The 14479-nt window shown below is 63.1% G+C and carries 12 protein-coding genes; 4 read left to right on the top strand and 8 right to left on the bottom strand.

Annotated elements, in window-relative coordinates:
- Nucleotides 1-549: 549 nt before the first annotated feature.
- From H7U37_RS07440 to H7U37_RS07415, 6 genes are all read right to left on the bottom strand, one after another.
- A complete protein-coding gene (locus H7U37_RS07440) occupies nt 550-1992 on the bottom strand; it encodes a CotH kinase family protein (protein ID WP_204874815.1) in 1443 nt (480 codons plus the stop codon).
- A gap of 4 nt (nt 1993-1996) precedes the next feature.
- A complete protein-coding gene (locus H7U37_RS07435) occupies nt 1997-2677 on the bottom strand; it encodes a DUF4956 domain-containing protein (RefSeq protein WP_204874813.1) in 681 nt (226 codons plus the stop codon).
- A gap of 26 nt (nt 2678-2703) precedes the next feature.
- On the bottom strand, nt 2704-3417 hold the full coding sequence (locus H7U37_RS07430) for a polyphosphate polymerase domain-containing protein (RefSeq protein WP_243414269.1): 714 nt from the start codon (nt 3415-3417) through the stop codon (nt 2704-2706).
- Nucleotides 3383-4633 (bottom strand): PepSY domain-containing protein, encoded by a 1251-nt coding sequence (locus H7U37_RS07425; protein WP_204874811.1) that lies wholly within the window; start codon nt 4631-4633, stop codon nt 3383-3385. The genes H7U37_RS07430 and H7U37_RS07425 overlap by 35 nt, the downstream gene beginning before the upstream one ends.
- Nucleotides 4634-4806: 173 nt before the next feature.
- Nucleotides 4807-5766, bottom strand: a complete 960-nt coding sequence (locus H7U37_RS07420; RefSeq protein WP_204245945.1) for an anti-sigma-I factor RsgI family protein — start codon at nt 5764-5766, stop codon at nt 4807-4809.
- Entirely contained in the window at nt 5763-6509 is a 747-nt protein-coding gene (locus tag H7U37_RS07415; protein ID WP_243413643.1) for a sigma factor, read from the bottom strand. Before H7U37_RS07415 ends, H7U37_RS07420 begins: the two co-directional genes overlap by 4 nt.
- A gap of 257 nt (nt 6510-6766) precedes the next feature.
- Here H7U37_RS07415 and H7U37_RS07410 point away from each other — a divergent pair, with 257 nt between their 5' ends.
- A complete protein-coding gene (locus tag H7U37_RS07410) occupies nt 6767-7414 on the top strand; it encodes a PepSY domain-containing protein (RefSeq protein WP_204874809.1) in 648 nt (215 codons plus the stop codon).
- A 67-nt stretch (nt 7415-7481) separates the two neighbouring features.
- Here the strand turns inward: H7U37_RS07410 and H7U37_RS07405 are convergent, their stop codons facing one another.
- A complete protein-coding gene (locus H7U37_RS07405) occupies nt 7482-7724 on the bottom strand; it encodes a hypothetical protein (protein ID WP_204874808.1) in 243 nt (80 codons plus the stop codon).
- A gap of 16 nt (nt 7725-7740) precedes the next feature.
- Nucleotides 7741-10014, bottom strand: a complete 2274-nt coding sequence (locus tag H7U37_RS07400; RefSeq protein WP_204874806.1) for a choice-of-anchor I family protein — start codon at nt 10012-10014, stop codon at nt 7741-7743.
- Nucleotides 10015-10424: 410 nt separating this feature from the next.
- On the opposite strand from H7U37_RS07400, the gene H7U37_RS07395 reads away from it, so the two are divergent.
- From H7U37_RS07395 to H7U37_RS07385, 3 genes are all read left to right on the top strand, one after another.
- Nucleotides 10425-11798 (top strand): PhoH family protein, encoded by a 1374-nt coding sequence (locus tag H7U37_RS07395; RefSeq protein WP_087239155.1) that lies wholly within the window; start codon nt 10425-10427, stop codon nt 11796-11798.
- Between the two features lie 141 nt (nt 11799-11939).
- Complete coding sequence (locus tag H7U37_RS07390; RefSeq protein ID WP_087337301.1) at nt 11940-12785, top strand: DUF8171 family membrane protein; 846 nt, start codon at nt 11940-11942, stop codon at nt 12783-12785.
- A 1-nt stretch (nt 12786) separates the two neighbouring features.
- Nucleotides 12787-14478 (top strand): ABC transporter ATP-binding protein, encoded by a 1692-nt coding sequence (locus H7U37_RS07385; RefSeq protein ID WP_204874805.1) that lies wholly within the window; start codon nt 12787-12789, stop codon nt 14476-14478.
- The last annotated feature ends 1 nt before the right edge of the window (nt 14479 follow it).

The following is a 14479-nucleotide window of genomic DNA, read 5'->3' as shown; positions in this document are numbered from 1 at the left end:
TGAACATGAAGCACCTGGAGGCAGCCCTTGAGGACGCCTCTGTTGCTGGCTGACTTCATTTAAAACAGAATCTGCAAACCAAAGTGCGAAAAATCCTTGACACGACCTTTTTCCACCCTGCGCAAGCGCAAAAAAGCCGGGCGGGAAACATAAATTTCCTGTCCGGCAATTATAAAAAAAGTCCTCGAAAACCGAAGCTTTCGAGGACTTTTGGAGCTGCTAGGCAGATTCGAACTGCCGACCTCATCCTTACCAAGCGGCTTTGGAACTTTTTTCTAACTATTTTTCGTACTTTATAGCGATATACACTCCGATCTGCTTGCTTTCCGCCACTTTTTGAGCATCCTGTTTCCGTATACTCCACATCGCGCTGTGGCTGAAAATGTGGTCAAAAGCGCCTCCCCTCTTTTGCCGGCGGCACGTCCGCCGACAAAGTGGGGAGGCATTTTCTGCCCGTCTGCGTTGTAATTTTTGAGGGAAATAACGTAATCCATTTATGCCGGAGGCAGCTCAAAATTTACGGGACAGTAAACAATATGAGCTACCCTCTTATTCCACCCCCGCAATTGCCGCGGCCTCATTCTGCCGCTCCTTCGCAGCCTCCAGGTCGTCGAAATCCCCCAGCGCCCGCAGATCCACATGGGAGGCGTCCACCCCCGCCCCCGGATTCGACTCCTGCTGGGCCAGGGTGATGGGGTAGTTCCCCTCCAGTTGCCCCCGAATGCTCTCAGAGCGCAGGCGGCACACCTCCAGCAGCGTGTCTACCGCCAGCAGATGATCCTCATAGGAGCAGAAGGCGGTGGGATCGACCTCCACATAGGGAACGATCATGACCTGTGCCTGCCGGATGACTGCCTCATACCGGCCGCTCTCGAAATACTCCGAGAGCAGTTGGCCGAAATAGGCGTGGTACCGGGCAAAATAGTCTCTGTTTTTCATCAGATTGTGATACAGAGGCCGCTCCAGCATGACCTCCCCCCGGGCGGGGGTGTTCACCGGCCAGTTGATCAGCACGTCAGGGTCCCGGACGGGATTGGTCATCCCCAGGGCATAGGTGCCGAAGGCCAGGTTGTAGTCCCAGGGCAGGATGGAGAGGATCCCATCCTCCTCGTAGAGAAAGTAGTTGTGCCCGGTGTGGCCCAGATAGCTGTCCCAGTTCATGACAAACACCTGGACGGTAAAATACCGCAGCACCTGGTCCACATTCACCGCCGTCTCCAGGTTTTCTCCCGTGGACAGCACCCGCAGGGCCTCAATGAGCCGCGCCTGGTCCGCCTCATCCACGTCAAACTTGGCGTTGTCAAAAAGGTTGGGGTAGCTGGCAGGGTCGTCATTGATGTACCGCAGGGCCACGTCGGCGTTTTCCGCCCGGAGGGAGCGGTAGTCCGGCTTGTAGAGCTGGCCGTGGTCCGGCCCGAAGTTCCGCCGGGCAAAGGCCTCCTCCGGCTCCTCAATGGCCAGAAACAGCCCCCAAGGCTGACCGTTCACCGTCACCCAGGCGTAGCTACACAAGGGCGCCGGTACCTCCATATAGTCCATCATGTCGTAGACCAGGTACGTTTTGAGATAACTGTTGTCCTGAAAGGAGGCGTCCAGGGAGAACTTGTCCAGGCCATGGTAGTTGCCCCCGTCCACATAGTGGTCGAATTCCAGCTTCAGACTGTACCGGGACAGGCCGTACTCCTCCGTCAGCCGGAGGGAGTTGTTCCCCTTGGCCCGCAGGCCCACCTGGTAAAACTCCTCCCCGTCGATGACCGCGGTGCAGGGGATATACTCCTCCGCCGGGGCGTTTTCGAGGAAAGCCGCCCAGTCCTCCACCCGCAGGTCCACGGTGTGGACCCGGCCATCGTCAAAGAGGCGGGAGGCGTACCCGGGCGCGGCGCTGGCGGGCCGGAGGCCCAGAGCCTCCCCGAAGCAGAGCAGACCGGTGAGGACCAGGGCCAATAGGATGGCCCCGCCGCAGATAAGATCGATATGCCGGTGGCGGATCATGGCCTCACCCCATGTAGTCCCCGTTGTAGGAGACCAGCACCACGTTCCCCACGCCCTCCATGGCCCCCAGCTCATTGACGAACTCCGTGTCGGCATCCCGCAGGCGCACCTCGTAGTTCAGCTCGATCTGGCCCGGGGCCACGCTCTTGCTCTTCAGATTCAGCCGCCGCACCCGGGCCTCCACCAGGGCGCGCACCTGCCCCTCCACATCCTGGTCGGCGCAGTGGACCACCAGGATGTAGGGGGACTCCCCGTTCTTCTGCCGGGAGAACACCAGCAGCACCACCCCCACAAATAGGCTGCCCACCACCGCCAGGGGGATCAGCCCCGCCGCCAGCACGATGCCCGCCGCGATGGCCCAGAACAGGAAGGCGATATCCATGGGCTCCTTGATGGCGGTACGGAAGCGGACGATGGACAGGGCGCCCACCATGCCCAGGGAGAGGACGATGTTGCTGGTCACCGCCAGGATCAGCAGGGTTGTGATGAGGGTGAGGGCGATGAGGGTCACCCCGAAGCTGGGGGCGTACATGACCCCGGCGTAGCATTTTTTATAGGCCAGGAAGATGAACAGGCCCAGGCAGAAGGCCAGCGCCAGGGCGATGGCGGCGTCCGGCAGGGAGACCGCGTCCAGCCGCTCCAGAAAGCTGGATTTGAAGATGTCCTGAAAGGTGAACGTGGGCATGGCAGCCACACCTCTTTTCTTCGTTCTCAGTCAAACCGCCGGCACAGGGCGTATTTGGAACAGGCCCCCGCCCGGCGGCCCGGCGTCTGGACGGCCAGCCGCACCAGGTCGGGGAGAAAGGCATCGTACTTGACCTCCAGTACCGTCACCCCCTCCAGGGGCCTGAGGGGAAAGGCTCCTGGGGACAGGAAGCCGGCGCTGTCCCCGCAGGTGCGCAGGTCCCGGTCCAGGGTCACCCGGACGTTTCCGGGGGCGTACAGGAATGCCTCCCGGTCATAGCACACCACCGTCCTGGGCCGCAGCAGCGTCCCCCGGAGCTTGTGGTACAGCTCCGACAGCAGGGGCTCCCCCCGCTCCAGAAGGAAGGCGTCCTCCCCGGAGAGCAGCCGCTCCGCCTCCGACCAGGTCAGGCGGGCGGACCGCTTGCCGCACAGGCCGTTCACCTTAAATTTTTTCTCCAGCTTGAGAAAATCCGGGCGCTCCCCGTAGTACCGCAGGCGGAACTTCTCCCGCCGGTCCACCCCGTCCAGCTTCTCCCGGAGGGCGGTATCGTAGGGGGTGTCGAAATACAGGCTGGTCACCCGGTAGGAGCCGTCCGGCCCGGCGTGGCCGTCCCGGGGAAAGAGCTTCCCCAGCCTGGAGGCGAGCACCAGATCCTCCTGGGGAGAGATCTGGTGCTTGACCTCGTGGCGCAGGCGGAGGGGCTCAGTCGTCCCAGCCGTCATCATCGTCGTCATCATCGTCCCGGTCGTCATCGTAGTCGGTGATGCCGTCGGCGTTGGGGCCGTAGTCGGTGTCGTCGTAATCGGTGATGCCGTCGGCATTGGGACCGTAATCGGTATCGTCGTAATCGGTGACGCCGTCGGCGTTGGGGCCGTAGTCGGTGTCGTCGTAGTCGGTGACGCCGTCGGCGTTGGGGCCGTAGTCGGTATCGTCGTAATCGGTGACGCCGTCGGCGTTGGGGCCGTAGTCGGTGTCGTCGTAATCGGTGACGCCGTCGGCGTTGGGGCCGTAGTCCGTGTCGTCGTAATCGGTGATGCCGTCGGCGTTGGGACCGTAGTCGGTGTCGTCGTAATCGGTGATTCCATCATTGTTGGGGCCATAGTCCGTGTCGTCATAGTCGGTGATCCCGTCGGCATTGGGGCCGTAGTCGGTGTCGTCGTAGTCAGTCACGCCGTAATCGGTGATCCCGTCGCTGCCCGGGCCATAGTCGGTGTCGTCATAGTCCTGGAACTCCGCGTCCATCTCGGTGACCTTGCCGGTGTAGGCGTTCACCTCATACTCGTACTCCACGCCGTCCAGGACGAATTCCACCTCGTACTCCCCGTCGTCCAGGTCGTACTCCTTCTCCACAAACTGCAGATCGTCCCGGCCCAGCTGGGTGGAGAGGATGCTCTGAGCGGCGGAGGCGTTGATGTACCCCTTGTCCCCGTAGGCGTCGTCGTAGTCGTCTTGGTCCAGGGTCACGGCCTGGGAGCCGATCTGGTCGGTCTCCACCACCAGCCGGACCGCCTCGGCCAGTTCGTTCAGGAACTGGTCATTGGGGTAGACGGAGCCCCGCTCCAGCTTCAGGATGATGTTCTTCTCGTGGCCGCCCACGGTGGCGTCGAAGTAGCCCAGGGCATTGATCTCGTCCACCAGCTCTCCCACCACCTGGGTACAGGGCCGGCCCTCATAGCCGGTGTAGGAGGCCAGCAGGGTCTGGGCCTCCTGGTTGCGGCCGGTGAGGGCCACCACGTTGCCCAGATCGTCATAATCCATCTCGATCTCCGGGTTCACGCTCAGCAGGACGGTGCCGGCCACGCCGCCGCTCTCTTCCAGGAGGGGGGCGCTGGTGCCGGGGGTCTCGGGGAGGGACGCCGTGCCGGCGCCGTTCCCGCAGGCGGTCAGAGTGGTCAGGGCCAGGGCGGCGGTCAGGGTCAGGGCAAACCATTTGGTGCGGATGTTCTGTTTCATTTCATTCATCTCCTTGAAAAGGGTGTTTGGTTTGTGTGTTCTGCTTTTAGATTACGGAGCCGCTGCCGAAAAACCGGGGCCTGGGAAAAACTTTTTTCCTCTTCTTCGGCTGACACAGGGAGGATACGGCGGCCGGTCTCCAAAACCGGGGCCGCGGCGGAAATTTTTCTGCGTTAATCGTCGTCATCCCGCTCTCCGTCATCGTCGCCATCATCATCGTCATCGCCGTCCCAGTCGTCGTCATCGTCGTCCCGGTCATCGCCGTCATCCCGGTCCTCATAGTCGGTGTCACCGTCCACATAAGGGCCGTCGTCGGGAGGTTCATAGTCGGTGACGCCGTCGCTGTAAGGACCGTAATCCGTATCCTCATAATCGGTGACCCCGTCGGCGTTGGGGCCGTAGTCCGTGTCATCGTAGTCCGTGATCCCCGGGTCGGCAGAGGGGACAGGGGGCGCGGAGGGCGCCGGCGTGGGCTCCGGCACAGGCTCCGGCGTGAGGTCCGAGGTGGGGGACGGCGTGGGGCTGGGCGGCGCCACCGGGATCACCACCTCGGTGGCCGGTTCCTCCTCCGGCGCGGGGCCGATTTGGATCACGATGGTCTCCCCGTACCGCTCCTCCAGATCCTCCCGGGCCGCCTGTTCCTCCCGGGCCTGCCAGTCGGCGTCGGCGCTGGTGACCGTGATGGACACCGTCTCCCCGCCGGAGAGGTAGCCCATATCGATGGCCCGCTCCACCAGCTCCCCGGTCACGTCCTCCCGGTCCTTGCCGCTGTATTCGTAGCCCGCAATCAGGCTCTGGCCGTCCTCATTGAGCCCCTCCAGCTCCAGCACCCGGTCGGTGCGGCTGAGGGTGAGCTCCACATCCGGGTTGATCTGGATGCGCAGGGCGCCGTAGGGGGTGAAGTTTGGCTGGTAGTAGCCAAAGAACACCAAGCACAGACAGGCGGCCAGGCCGGCCACGCCGGACAGGGGCTTCCACAGGGCGGGGCGTTTTTCCCTGGGGTGCCGCAGCTCCACGATGTCCCGCACTGTGTCCCCCACCTGATAGCGCAGGTTGGCGGCCTTCAAAAAGCGGCCCTCCTCGTCCAGCACCACCGCGTAGGCCGGATGCACCTCCATGACCAGATAGCTCACGCCTCGTCGCCCCCTCTCTTGGGGCCCACCTGGCACAGGTGGCCCCGGATGATCTCATAGCCGTTGGTGAAGGCCAGCAGGATGGCCACCAGGTACTTCCGGTGCCGCTCCATGGTCTTCCTGTCGGTGCCGGAGCCGGCGGACAGCTCCCCCATGGGCAGCTTGCCCGTGTCCTCCACCCGTTTCAGCAGCTCCGGCTGGGTCCGGGCGAAGTCCAGCACCCGGCGGCAGGCGGCGAAGGTCCGCTCCTGCCGGGGGCAGTTGTCCGCCACATCGGAGAAGGTCAGGCCGAACTGGGCCAGCTTCTCGGAAAACTCCTGGATCTCCCGCCGGCTGGCGGTGCGCACCGCATAGTCCCCGGCGTGGTCCACGGTGTCGGGGATGGTGTCCAGCAGCTCGCCGCCGTCCTCCTCCCCGCCCAGGGGGGTGTGGAGGGAGATCACGTTGCCGTGGCGCTTCTCCGTCCGGTAGTGGTCGATGAGCCGGTTTTTAATAGCACGGGCGGCGTAGGGCAGAAAAGCGCCCCGGCTCTTCTCATAGGCCAGCACCGCCTCATAGAAGGCCAGCATGGCGATGCTCAGTTCGTCCTCATGGCCGTTTTCCGGGGCGGTATGAAGAAACTTCACCGTCTCCGAGCGGATAAAGCCCATGTACTGACGGATGAGGGCGTCCGCCGCCTCCGAGTCCGTCTTGGCCGATCGTACCTGGGAAACGATGTCATGCTCTGTGCGCACCATTGCCATCCCTCCATCCCCCTCCGGCAGTAGGATACGGACACGCCGCCGGATTTTCGGGGTCACAGCAGAAATTTTCAAAGGGTAGAAAACACTATTGTAAAGTTTAGCGGCTGCGAAACGGAGGCGCGACCGTCTGGATGTCAAATCTTTGTCAAATGTATGTAAAGAAACGGATGGGGCGGTTTTGTGTTCCCTTGGATGGGTTGCGCGCCAGGGTTCTTCGTGGTAGGATGGAGGCACGCACACAGAAAGGAGCGCGCGGGATGAAACAGATCTTTTCTTTCGGTTTGACAGCGGCGCTTTTGCTGGCCTGCCTGACCGGCTGCGGCGGACAGGCGGGCGGCGCCGCGCCCGGCGGGACGGCCCCCTCCGGCGGCCAGACTCCCCCGGCGTCCTCCGTTCCGGAAACGCCCGCCGGCCAGGGGCAGACGCCGCCTGTGTCCCCCGACCCGGAGAGGGGAGTCGCCGCCGGGGAGATCAGCCGGGAGGAGGCCCTGGCCATCGCCCTGGACAATGCGGACGTGCCGGAGGGCGACGCCTACAACATCAAAAACGAGACCGACAGCGACAATGGCATCCCCATCTATGACATCGAGTTCGAGACCGACTACGGCGACTACGACTTTGAGGTGGCCATGGCCGACGGTCGCATCGTTGGTGCGGACTACGAGGTGGACGAGGAGTGGCTGGACGCTCTGGACGGCAGCCCTGTCACAGCGGAGGAGGCCGCTTCCATCGTGGCCGGCAAGGTTTCCGGCGCCAGTGCGGCGGACGTATCTGTCTGGGAAGAGTCCGGCGACGGCCGGGGGCGTTACGAAGGGGAGCTGTTCCTGGACGGCATGAAGTACGAATTTGAGATTGACCCGCAAACTGGAAAAATCTTTGATTGGAATGCCGATCTGCGGGACTGACCGTCGGCACATAAAAACGGCGGGGAGAAGGCACGTCTGTCTCCCCGCTGCTTCATTCTGTTGATTTTTAGGACGGTTCCTTGGGCGGGAATCCCAATTTGGCTTCCAGTTCCCGCGTTTTTGCCGCCATCTCGTGCAGCGCCATGGACGGCGTTTTTTCCTGTTTGGTCACTATCTTAACCAGGATTTCGGCCAGGATGGACGCATTCGTCCGCTCCAGCAGCTCCATCGCCCGCTCCAACGTTTGCCCGGAGAATCCGACCTTTTCCAGCTTCCGGCGTTCCTTATCCAAACGCTTCATGGTCTTCACACCCCAATTCGCCTGGTTATTTGGTGAATTGGGACAGGGCCAGCAGCGCCTGGGCAGTCTGCACCCGAGTGGCTGCCTGGCCGGGGGCCAGCGTGTCCAAGGAGGTCGCGGTGAGCACGCCGGCCTCCACCGCCCAGGTCATGGCCTCCGCAGCGTAGCCGGCGATCTGGTCATAGTCGGCGAACTCCCGGACGGCCATGCCGCCCTGGGCGGTGTCATAGCCCTCATGCCGGGCGTAGCGGTAGAGCATGACCGCCAGCTGCTCCCGGGTGATGGGATCGTCCGGGCCGAACAGGCCGCCGCCGTAGCCGCCGGCGATCCCCTCGGAGGCGGCCCAGCGGACGGCCTCGCCATAGGAGGCCGCCGGGTCCACATCGGAGAAGTCCATCAGATAATTCACCACCGGGCGGCCCTCCAGCGCCCACAGGGCCGTGACCGCCTCGCCCCGGGTCAGCGTCCCATTGGGCTCAAAGCGGTCCGCGCTGACGCCGGCCATCAGGCCGTTCTCACAGACATAGCGCACCGCCTGGGCATCCCGGGCCTCCACATCGGTGAAGGGCAGGACGGACAGGGGCTCGCCGCCCACCTGATAGACAGCCACCGTGCCGGATACCTCACAGGCTGCCAGCAGCAGGGCCTCTCCGGTGGGGCTGACGGCATCACTCAGGAACAGCAGACCCTCGGGGGCCACATCGCCGCCGGTGACCCACTTGTCCAGCTCCCCGTCCTCATACTCCTCGGAGCCCTCCACTATGGAGGCGAAATCCCGGGTGTTAATGTAGTTCACGTACTGGGCGGAGGCAGGCTCGGTCACGTCATAGACCATGACGCCGCCGGTGCGCTCCAGGGCCACGAAGGCATAGGTGCGGCCGTCCACCGTACCAACCGTGACGCTCTCCGCCTCCGGTCCCTTCTTGCCAGAGCGGTCATCCACCACGGTGTTGTCGTTGGAGCAGTTGTAGTAATCGGTCAGGTACCGGGCGGTGAGGGTCTCAAAGTCGTTGCCGCTGGTGAACACCTCGGTGACGCCGTTCTCCCCGGCCTCATAAATGGTAAAGGTGCGGCCGCCGAAGAGGTAGTCCTTGCCGCTGTCCAAGCCGTCAAAGTCCTCCACCTTGAAGAAGACCACCTTGCCCTCCAGGCCGGAGTTCTCCCCGGTGATGGCTCCAGTGGGGGAGGTCACGCCCTCCTCGCCGAAGTCCTGCTCGTCCTCGCTGAGGTAGAAGGTGCCCAGATCCTCGTCGCCCCACTCCCGGGCGTCGCCCTCGTTGGCGGTGACCAGATAGGTTTTGCCGTCCACCTGGAAGGCGGCGATGCCGTCGGGCATCCGGATGCCCATGAGGCTGCCGTAGGTCCTGGGCGCATAGGCGTCATCCTTCTTGTCGATATCAATGGGGGTGACGCTGTAGTCCTCAAAACCTGCGGAGTAGATCCCGTCAAAGGTACGGGAGGCCAGATCCAGCACGGCGATGGCATTGTTCTCCTGCAGGGTGACATAGGCCTTGCCGCCGGATACGGCGATATACTCCGGCTCCAGGTCCGTGGAGGGATCGACTCCCTTCTTCAGCACGATCCCGGCTGAGGCCAGCTCGTCACGGCGGGCGTCGAAAGCGTCAAAGCCCACCACCTCGCTGGTGAGGGTTGACACATCTGCCACAGTGACCGAGCCCCTGGGATCAACGATTCCGTCGCCGTAGCCCTCCCGAGGCTCCCCCTCGTCGGCGGTGAGGACGGTGCTGCTGCCGGCAAAGGTCACCATATCCGGCTGCACACCGGTTTCCACCAGTCCCCTCAGGGTCAAGGAGCCGTCGGCATTGCAGGCGAACAGGGCTACCCGGCCGGCGTCATGATATCCCTCCGCCTGGAGGGCGGCGGCCAAGGTGGTGCTGTCCGGAGAGATGGCCACGGAGGTCATGTCCCCATAGCGGAATGAGCTGTCCGCCGCCTCCACCAGGGCCTTCACGTCGATGTCCGTGCCGCTGAGCCGGGCGACGGAGATCCCGGCGGTGAGATCCCCCAGGGGGATTGCCGCCAGCAGGCCGCTCTGGCCGTTGATGGCGTAAGCAAAGCCGTTGGCCCGGTTGTAGGCCACGATTTCCATGACGCCGCCGTCCACGTTGAACTGGCCGGAGGTGTACCGGGCGATCTGGGTCAGATTCAGGGGGGAATTGCCGTTTTCATACCCAGCGGTCGAGTTGATGCCCGCTGCCGCCGCTGGCACCACAGTGCCCAGCTGAAGCGCCAGGGCGAGGGCCATGGCAATGGCTGCCGGCCGTCTTGCTTTTCTCATGCTGTTTCCTCCTGCGATTTTGTTTTGGAAAGGGAGCGGTACGTTCTCCCTATTTGATTTAGTATAATCCCACGACTGTAAAATCCGAAAGAGGGAATGTGTAAATTTCTTGTAGGCAGAGGAGGTCTGGAACGAAACCGGGTTCATAGCAAACGCGCTTCACATGGATTTGACGGTTTCTTTACTGAAATACCGTCGCACGCTGGGAAAGGCGTCTGCTATACTGAACACAGATGCGGTAGGCATCGGTTGGGAGCGGCAGTATGGAGTACGGTTTCAGACAGCCCGATCAAAATCGACAGAGTATGATCAGCGCCGGTTTGCGCCCTTACAGGGCGGACCGGCGCTGTTTTTGTGGATGCCGCGCCCAATGGTCATAAGACAGCAAAGAAGAAAGGCAGGCGCAACGTATGCAGAAGACCTATGTGCTGGACGCCAATGTCCTCCTCCAGGCCCCCTACGCTCTGGAGTCCTTCGAGGACAACCACATCGTGCTGCCACTGGCGGTGCTGGAGGAGTTGGATGATCGGAAGGGGGCTGACGGTGAAGCGGGAAACAACGCCCGACATGTGCTCCGCTTCCTGGAGAGATTACGGCTCCAAGGAGACCTGGTAAAAGGCGTGACCCTGCCCAGTGGAGGCACCGTGCGCCTGGAGGTCAACCATGTGGACGCGGCCCTTCCCCAAGGGATAGAACCCGGCAGCCGGGCGGGAAGGGTGCTGAAGGTGTGTCGGGGCCTCATGGACGAGGGAGCGCCGGTGACGCTGGTGAGCCGGGACATGGTCGCCCGCATCCGGGCCCAGATGATGGAGGTGCCGGCGGAGGACTTCACCACCGACCGGCTGCCGGATGGAGCCCAGCCCTACACCGGCCGGGCGGAGGTCTACATCTCGGACAGCCTGCTCACAGCGTTCAAGAAAAAGGGAGCTCCGGCGGAAGAACTCTATACCGTGGACGGCGCGGGGGAGCGGAAGCCGGTTTCCTTGACCGAGAACCAGTTTGTCCTTCTGCACTCGGATACCGAGCCGAAAAAGACCATGCTGGGCCGTTTCCGGGAGGGGAAGGTCACCGCCCTGCGCTTTGGCGGCGTCCGCCCATTCGGCGTCAAGCCCCGGAGCGTGGGGCAGCAATTCCTGCAGGAGGCCCTGCTGCTGCCGGTGGCGGAGGCGCCCCTGGCCATCATCCAAGGGCCGGCGGGCACCGCCAAGACCTTTTACGCCCTGGCTGCAGGGCTGGAGCAGGTGCTGGAGGCGGAGGAACGGCCCTATCGGAAGATTCTGGTGTGCCGCCCCAATGCCCAGTTTGACGCGGACATCGGTTTTCTCCCGGGCAGTGAGCAGGAAAAGATCTCCCCCCTCATGCGGCCCATTGTGGACAACCTGGAGATCCTGCTGGACCTGGAGGGGAAGAAAAAGGAGCGGCGCAGCGAGGAGGAGCTGCGGGGGCGCATTGACTACCTCTTTGACACCGGCGTCATCGCTGCCGAGGCCATGAACTTCATGCGGGGCCGCTCCATCACCGATACCTGGCTCATCATCGACGAGGCCCAGAACCTCACCCCCCGGCAGGTCAAGGGCATCATCACCCGGGTGGGAAAGGGCACCAAGGTAGTGCTGCTGGGGGACCCGGCCCAGATCGACCACCCCCTGCTGGACACCCGGAGCAACGGATTGACCTATGCCAGCGCCCGCATGAAGGGCAGTCCCCTGTGCGTCCAGCTGACCATGCTCCCTGACGAGTGCGAGCGTTCCTCTTTGGCTCTGGACGCGGCGATGCGGATGTAAATGAGGGCAGAACTTACATAACACGGCAGATAAGAAAATTTATTTACATTTTACAGGACTTTGGGGGAAGAATTTACATCCCGGTGGTACACTGTGCCTGTGTGAGCGAGAAACACACCATCATAGGGAGGAAAATATGCTATGAGTATCGCACAGAAGCAGACTGCCACACAGTCCCAGAAGCTGATGATCTTTGTCCTGTCCATGTCCCTGTACGGGCTGGCCACCCTGTTCACGGAGCTGATCCCCAAGTTCCAGGTGGGGGTCGTGGAGTTCTCCGTGGAGTACTTCCTGTTCATTCCCCTGACCCTGGCCATGCTGTTCGACCCCCTGTCCGCCGCCCTGGGCGCCGCCACCGGCGAGCTGGTGTTCAGCGAGATCATGCTGGGCCAGTTCGGCGGCCTGGGCGAGCTGGAGAAGTTCCTTACCGTCACCATCGGCGTGTACATCGCCGGCCGGCTGGTGAAGGACCCCAGGAACCGCGCCCTGGTGGGCGTGGCCGCCATCACCGGCACCGCCGCGCAGCTGCTGATGGGAACCGCGGTGGACATCCTGAAGGTCCAGCTGGCGGTGGAGGACTTCGAGGCTGTGGCCGGCCTGCCTGAGAGCGTGTTCGCCACCGAGGGCTTCGCCTTCCTCAATGACCTGCTGTTCTCCGGCATCCTGTTCTGCCTGCTGCCCACTCTGTACCTGGTACCCAAGCTGTACGGCAAGATCGAGCCCCTGCTGGGCATGGCTCCCCGCACCCCGGACAGCGCCGTCAGCGGCATCAGCCCCAAGGCCCTGGCCGTGTGCGCCGTCGGCTTTGTGTGCGCCATCGTGGCCGAGCTGGCCGCCACCGCCGGCATGTCCCTCATCGACTGGGAGGCCGAGTGGGCGGAGAGCGGCACCGCCATGGCCGTGGGCATGGTAGCGGCCGCCGCGGTGGCCATCATCGCCCTGCTGGTCATCAAAAAGAACGCCGGGAAAAAGGCCGCGGTGAACTGACATGAACGCGGTTGAGATCGACGGCCTGACCTATACCTACCCAGGCGCCCCTCAGCCCACCCTGAAAGAGATCTCCCTTCAGATCGAGAAAGGGGACTTCCTGGCGGTCGTTGGCAACAACGGCTGCGGGAAGTCCACTTTGTGTAAGGCCCTCAACGGCCTGATCCCCCACTTTATCACGGGGACCATGGAGGGAAGCGTGCGGGTGGAGGGGCTTGACACCCGGGAGAGCGACGTGGGCGTTCTGGCCCAGAAGGTGGGCTATGTATATCAGGACTTTGAAAACCAGATCGTCCGGCCCACCGTGCTGGACGACGCCTCCTATGCCTGCCTGAACTACGCCTTCCCCGACTACCTGGCGCGGGGCAGGACTGCTTTGCGGCAGTGCGGTCTGGAGGGCAGGGAGGAGGAATATGTCTGGCAGCTCTCCGGCGGTCAGACCCACCTGCTGGCCCTGGCCGGCGCGGTGTCCCTCCAGCCGGACATTCTGATCCTGGACGAGCCCATCGCCCAGTTGGACCCCATGCACGCCGACCGGATCTATGAGGTCCTCCGGGACTTGAATGAGAACCACGGCAAGACCATCCTCGTCATTGAACACCATACCGAGTACATCGCCGACTACTGCAAGCATGTGATGCTGATGAGGGACGGCCAGGTGCGCTGGATACTGCCCACGGAGAATGCCCTCCAGCGGGTGGAGGAGCTGGAGGAATGCAACATCTTCCCGCCCCAGGTGACCCAGGCGGCCCACCGGCTGCGGAGGGCAGGCCGTCTCCCGGCGGACATCCTCCTGCCCACCACCGTGGAGGGAGGAAAAACCGCCTTCGCCGGACTGCATTATATCTCCCGGGAACGTCCGGCGCCAGCTGTCCCAGACGGAGAGAGCGCAGTCTCCTTCCAGGACGTATCTTTGGCCTACCGCTCGGTAAAGGGGGAGCCCCACACCGTGTTCGACGGCCTGAACCTGAACATACGGAAAGGGGAAAAGGTGGCCCTCATCGGCTCCAACGGGGCGGGCAAGTCCACCCTCATGAAGCTGATGGTGGGTCTGCTGAAGCCCAATTCCGGCACAGTTTCCCTCTTTGAGGAGGCCATTGGGGACAAAAAGGCCGAGGATCTGTCCCGGCAGATCTCCCTGGTGTATCAAAACCCGGAGGAGATGTTCATCAAGGACTCCATCCGCGCCGACATCGCCTACGCCATGGAGGTGCGGAACGTCCCGGAGTGGGAGAAACGCACCGGGGAGCTGCTGGAGCGGTTCCGGCTGACAGAGCTGGCAGACCGGGACGGTCGCCTCATGTCCGGCGGGCAGATGCGCCGGGCCAGCCTGGCCATCGGGATCGCTTTGAATCCCGGCATTCTGCTGCTGGACGAGCCCACCGCCAACCTGGACATCGCCACCCGGCGGGAGATCCTGGCGGTGCTGGAGGATATGAAGGACGTGGTTCAGACCGCTGTCATTGCCACCCACGACATGCAGCTGGTGTGCCAGTGGGCGGAGCGGATCATTGTGCTATGCGGCGGGCGTGTGGTGGCGGACGGGCCGCGTGATGAAATCTTCGCCCGGACCGACGTGGTGGATCAGGTGGGCATCCGCCCGCCGGAGATCTTCTCCATGGGTCGGGCCCTGGATCCCCGCGCCATGTGCTATACTATCGACGAGTTCCTGTCATCCTTTCAGGGGGTGTGAC

Origin of the sequence: Pseudoflavonifractor phocaeensis, from assembly GCF_016901735.1 — a bacterium.
Classification (GTDB): Bacteria; Bacillota; Clostridia; order Oscillospirales; family Oscillospiraceae; genus Pseudoflavonifractor_A.
The sequence above is the reverse complement of the archived record's forward strand: the minus strand, read 5'-3'. Positions and strand labels throughout refer to the sequence as shown.

Excerpts from the sequence above, each read along its gene's own strand:
- H7U37_RS07440 (WP_204874815.1), bottom strand. The coding sequence starts at position 1,992 with ATGATCCGCCACCGGCATATCGATCTTATCTGCGGCGGGGCCATCCTA.
- H7U37_RS07435 (WP_204874813.1), bottom strand. The coding sequence starts at position 2,677 with ATGCCCACGTTCACCTTTCAGGACATCTTCAAATCCAGCTTTCTGGAG.
- H7U37_RS07430 (WP_243414269.1), bottom strand. The coding sequence starts at position 3,417 with ATGATGACGACGATGATGACGGCTGGGACGACTGAGCCCCTCCGCCTG.
- H7U37_RS07425 (WP_204874811.1), bottom strand. The coding sequence starts at position 4,633 with ATGAAACAGAACATCCGCACCAAATGGTTTGCCCTGACCCTGACCGCC.
- H7U37_RS07415 (WP_243413643.1), bottom strand. The coding sequence starts at position 6,509 with ATGGCAATGGTGCGCACAGAGCATGACATCGTTTCCCAGGTACGATCG.
- H7U37_RS07410 (WP_204874809.1), top strand. The coding sequence starts at position 6,767 with ATGAAACAGATCTTTTCTTTCGGTTTGACAGCGGCGCTTTTGCTGGCC.
- H7U37_RS07400 (WP_204874806.1), bottom strand. The coding sequence starts at position 10,014 with ATGAGAAAAGCAAGACGGCCGGCAGCCATTGCCATGGCCCTCGCCCTG.
- H7U37_RS07395 (WP_087239155.1), top strand. The coding sequence starts at position 10,425 with ATGCAGAAGACCTATGTGCTGGACGCCAATGTCCTCCTCCAGGCCCCC.
- H7U37_RS07390 (WP_087337301.1), top strand. The coding sequence starts at position 11,940 with ATGAGTATCGCACAGAAGCAGACTGCCACACAGTCCCAGAAGCTGATG.
- H7U37_RS07385 (WP_204874805.1), top strand. The coding sequence starts at position 12,787 with ATGAACGCGGTTGAGATCGACGGCCTGACCTATACCTACCCAGGCGCC.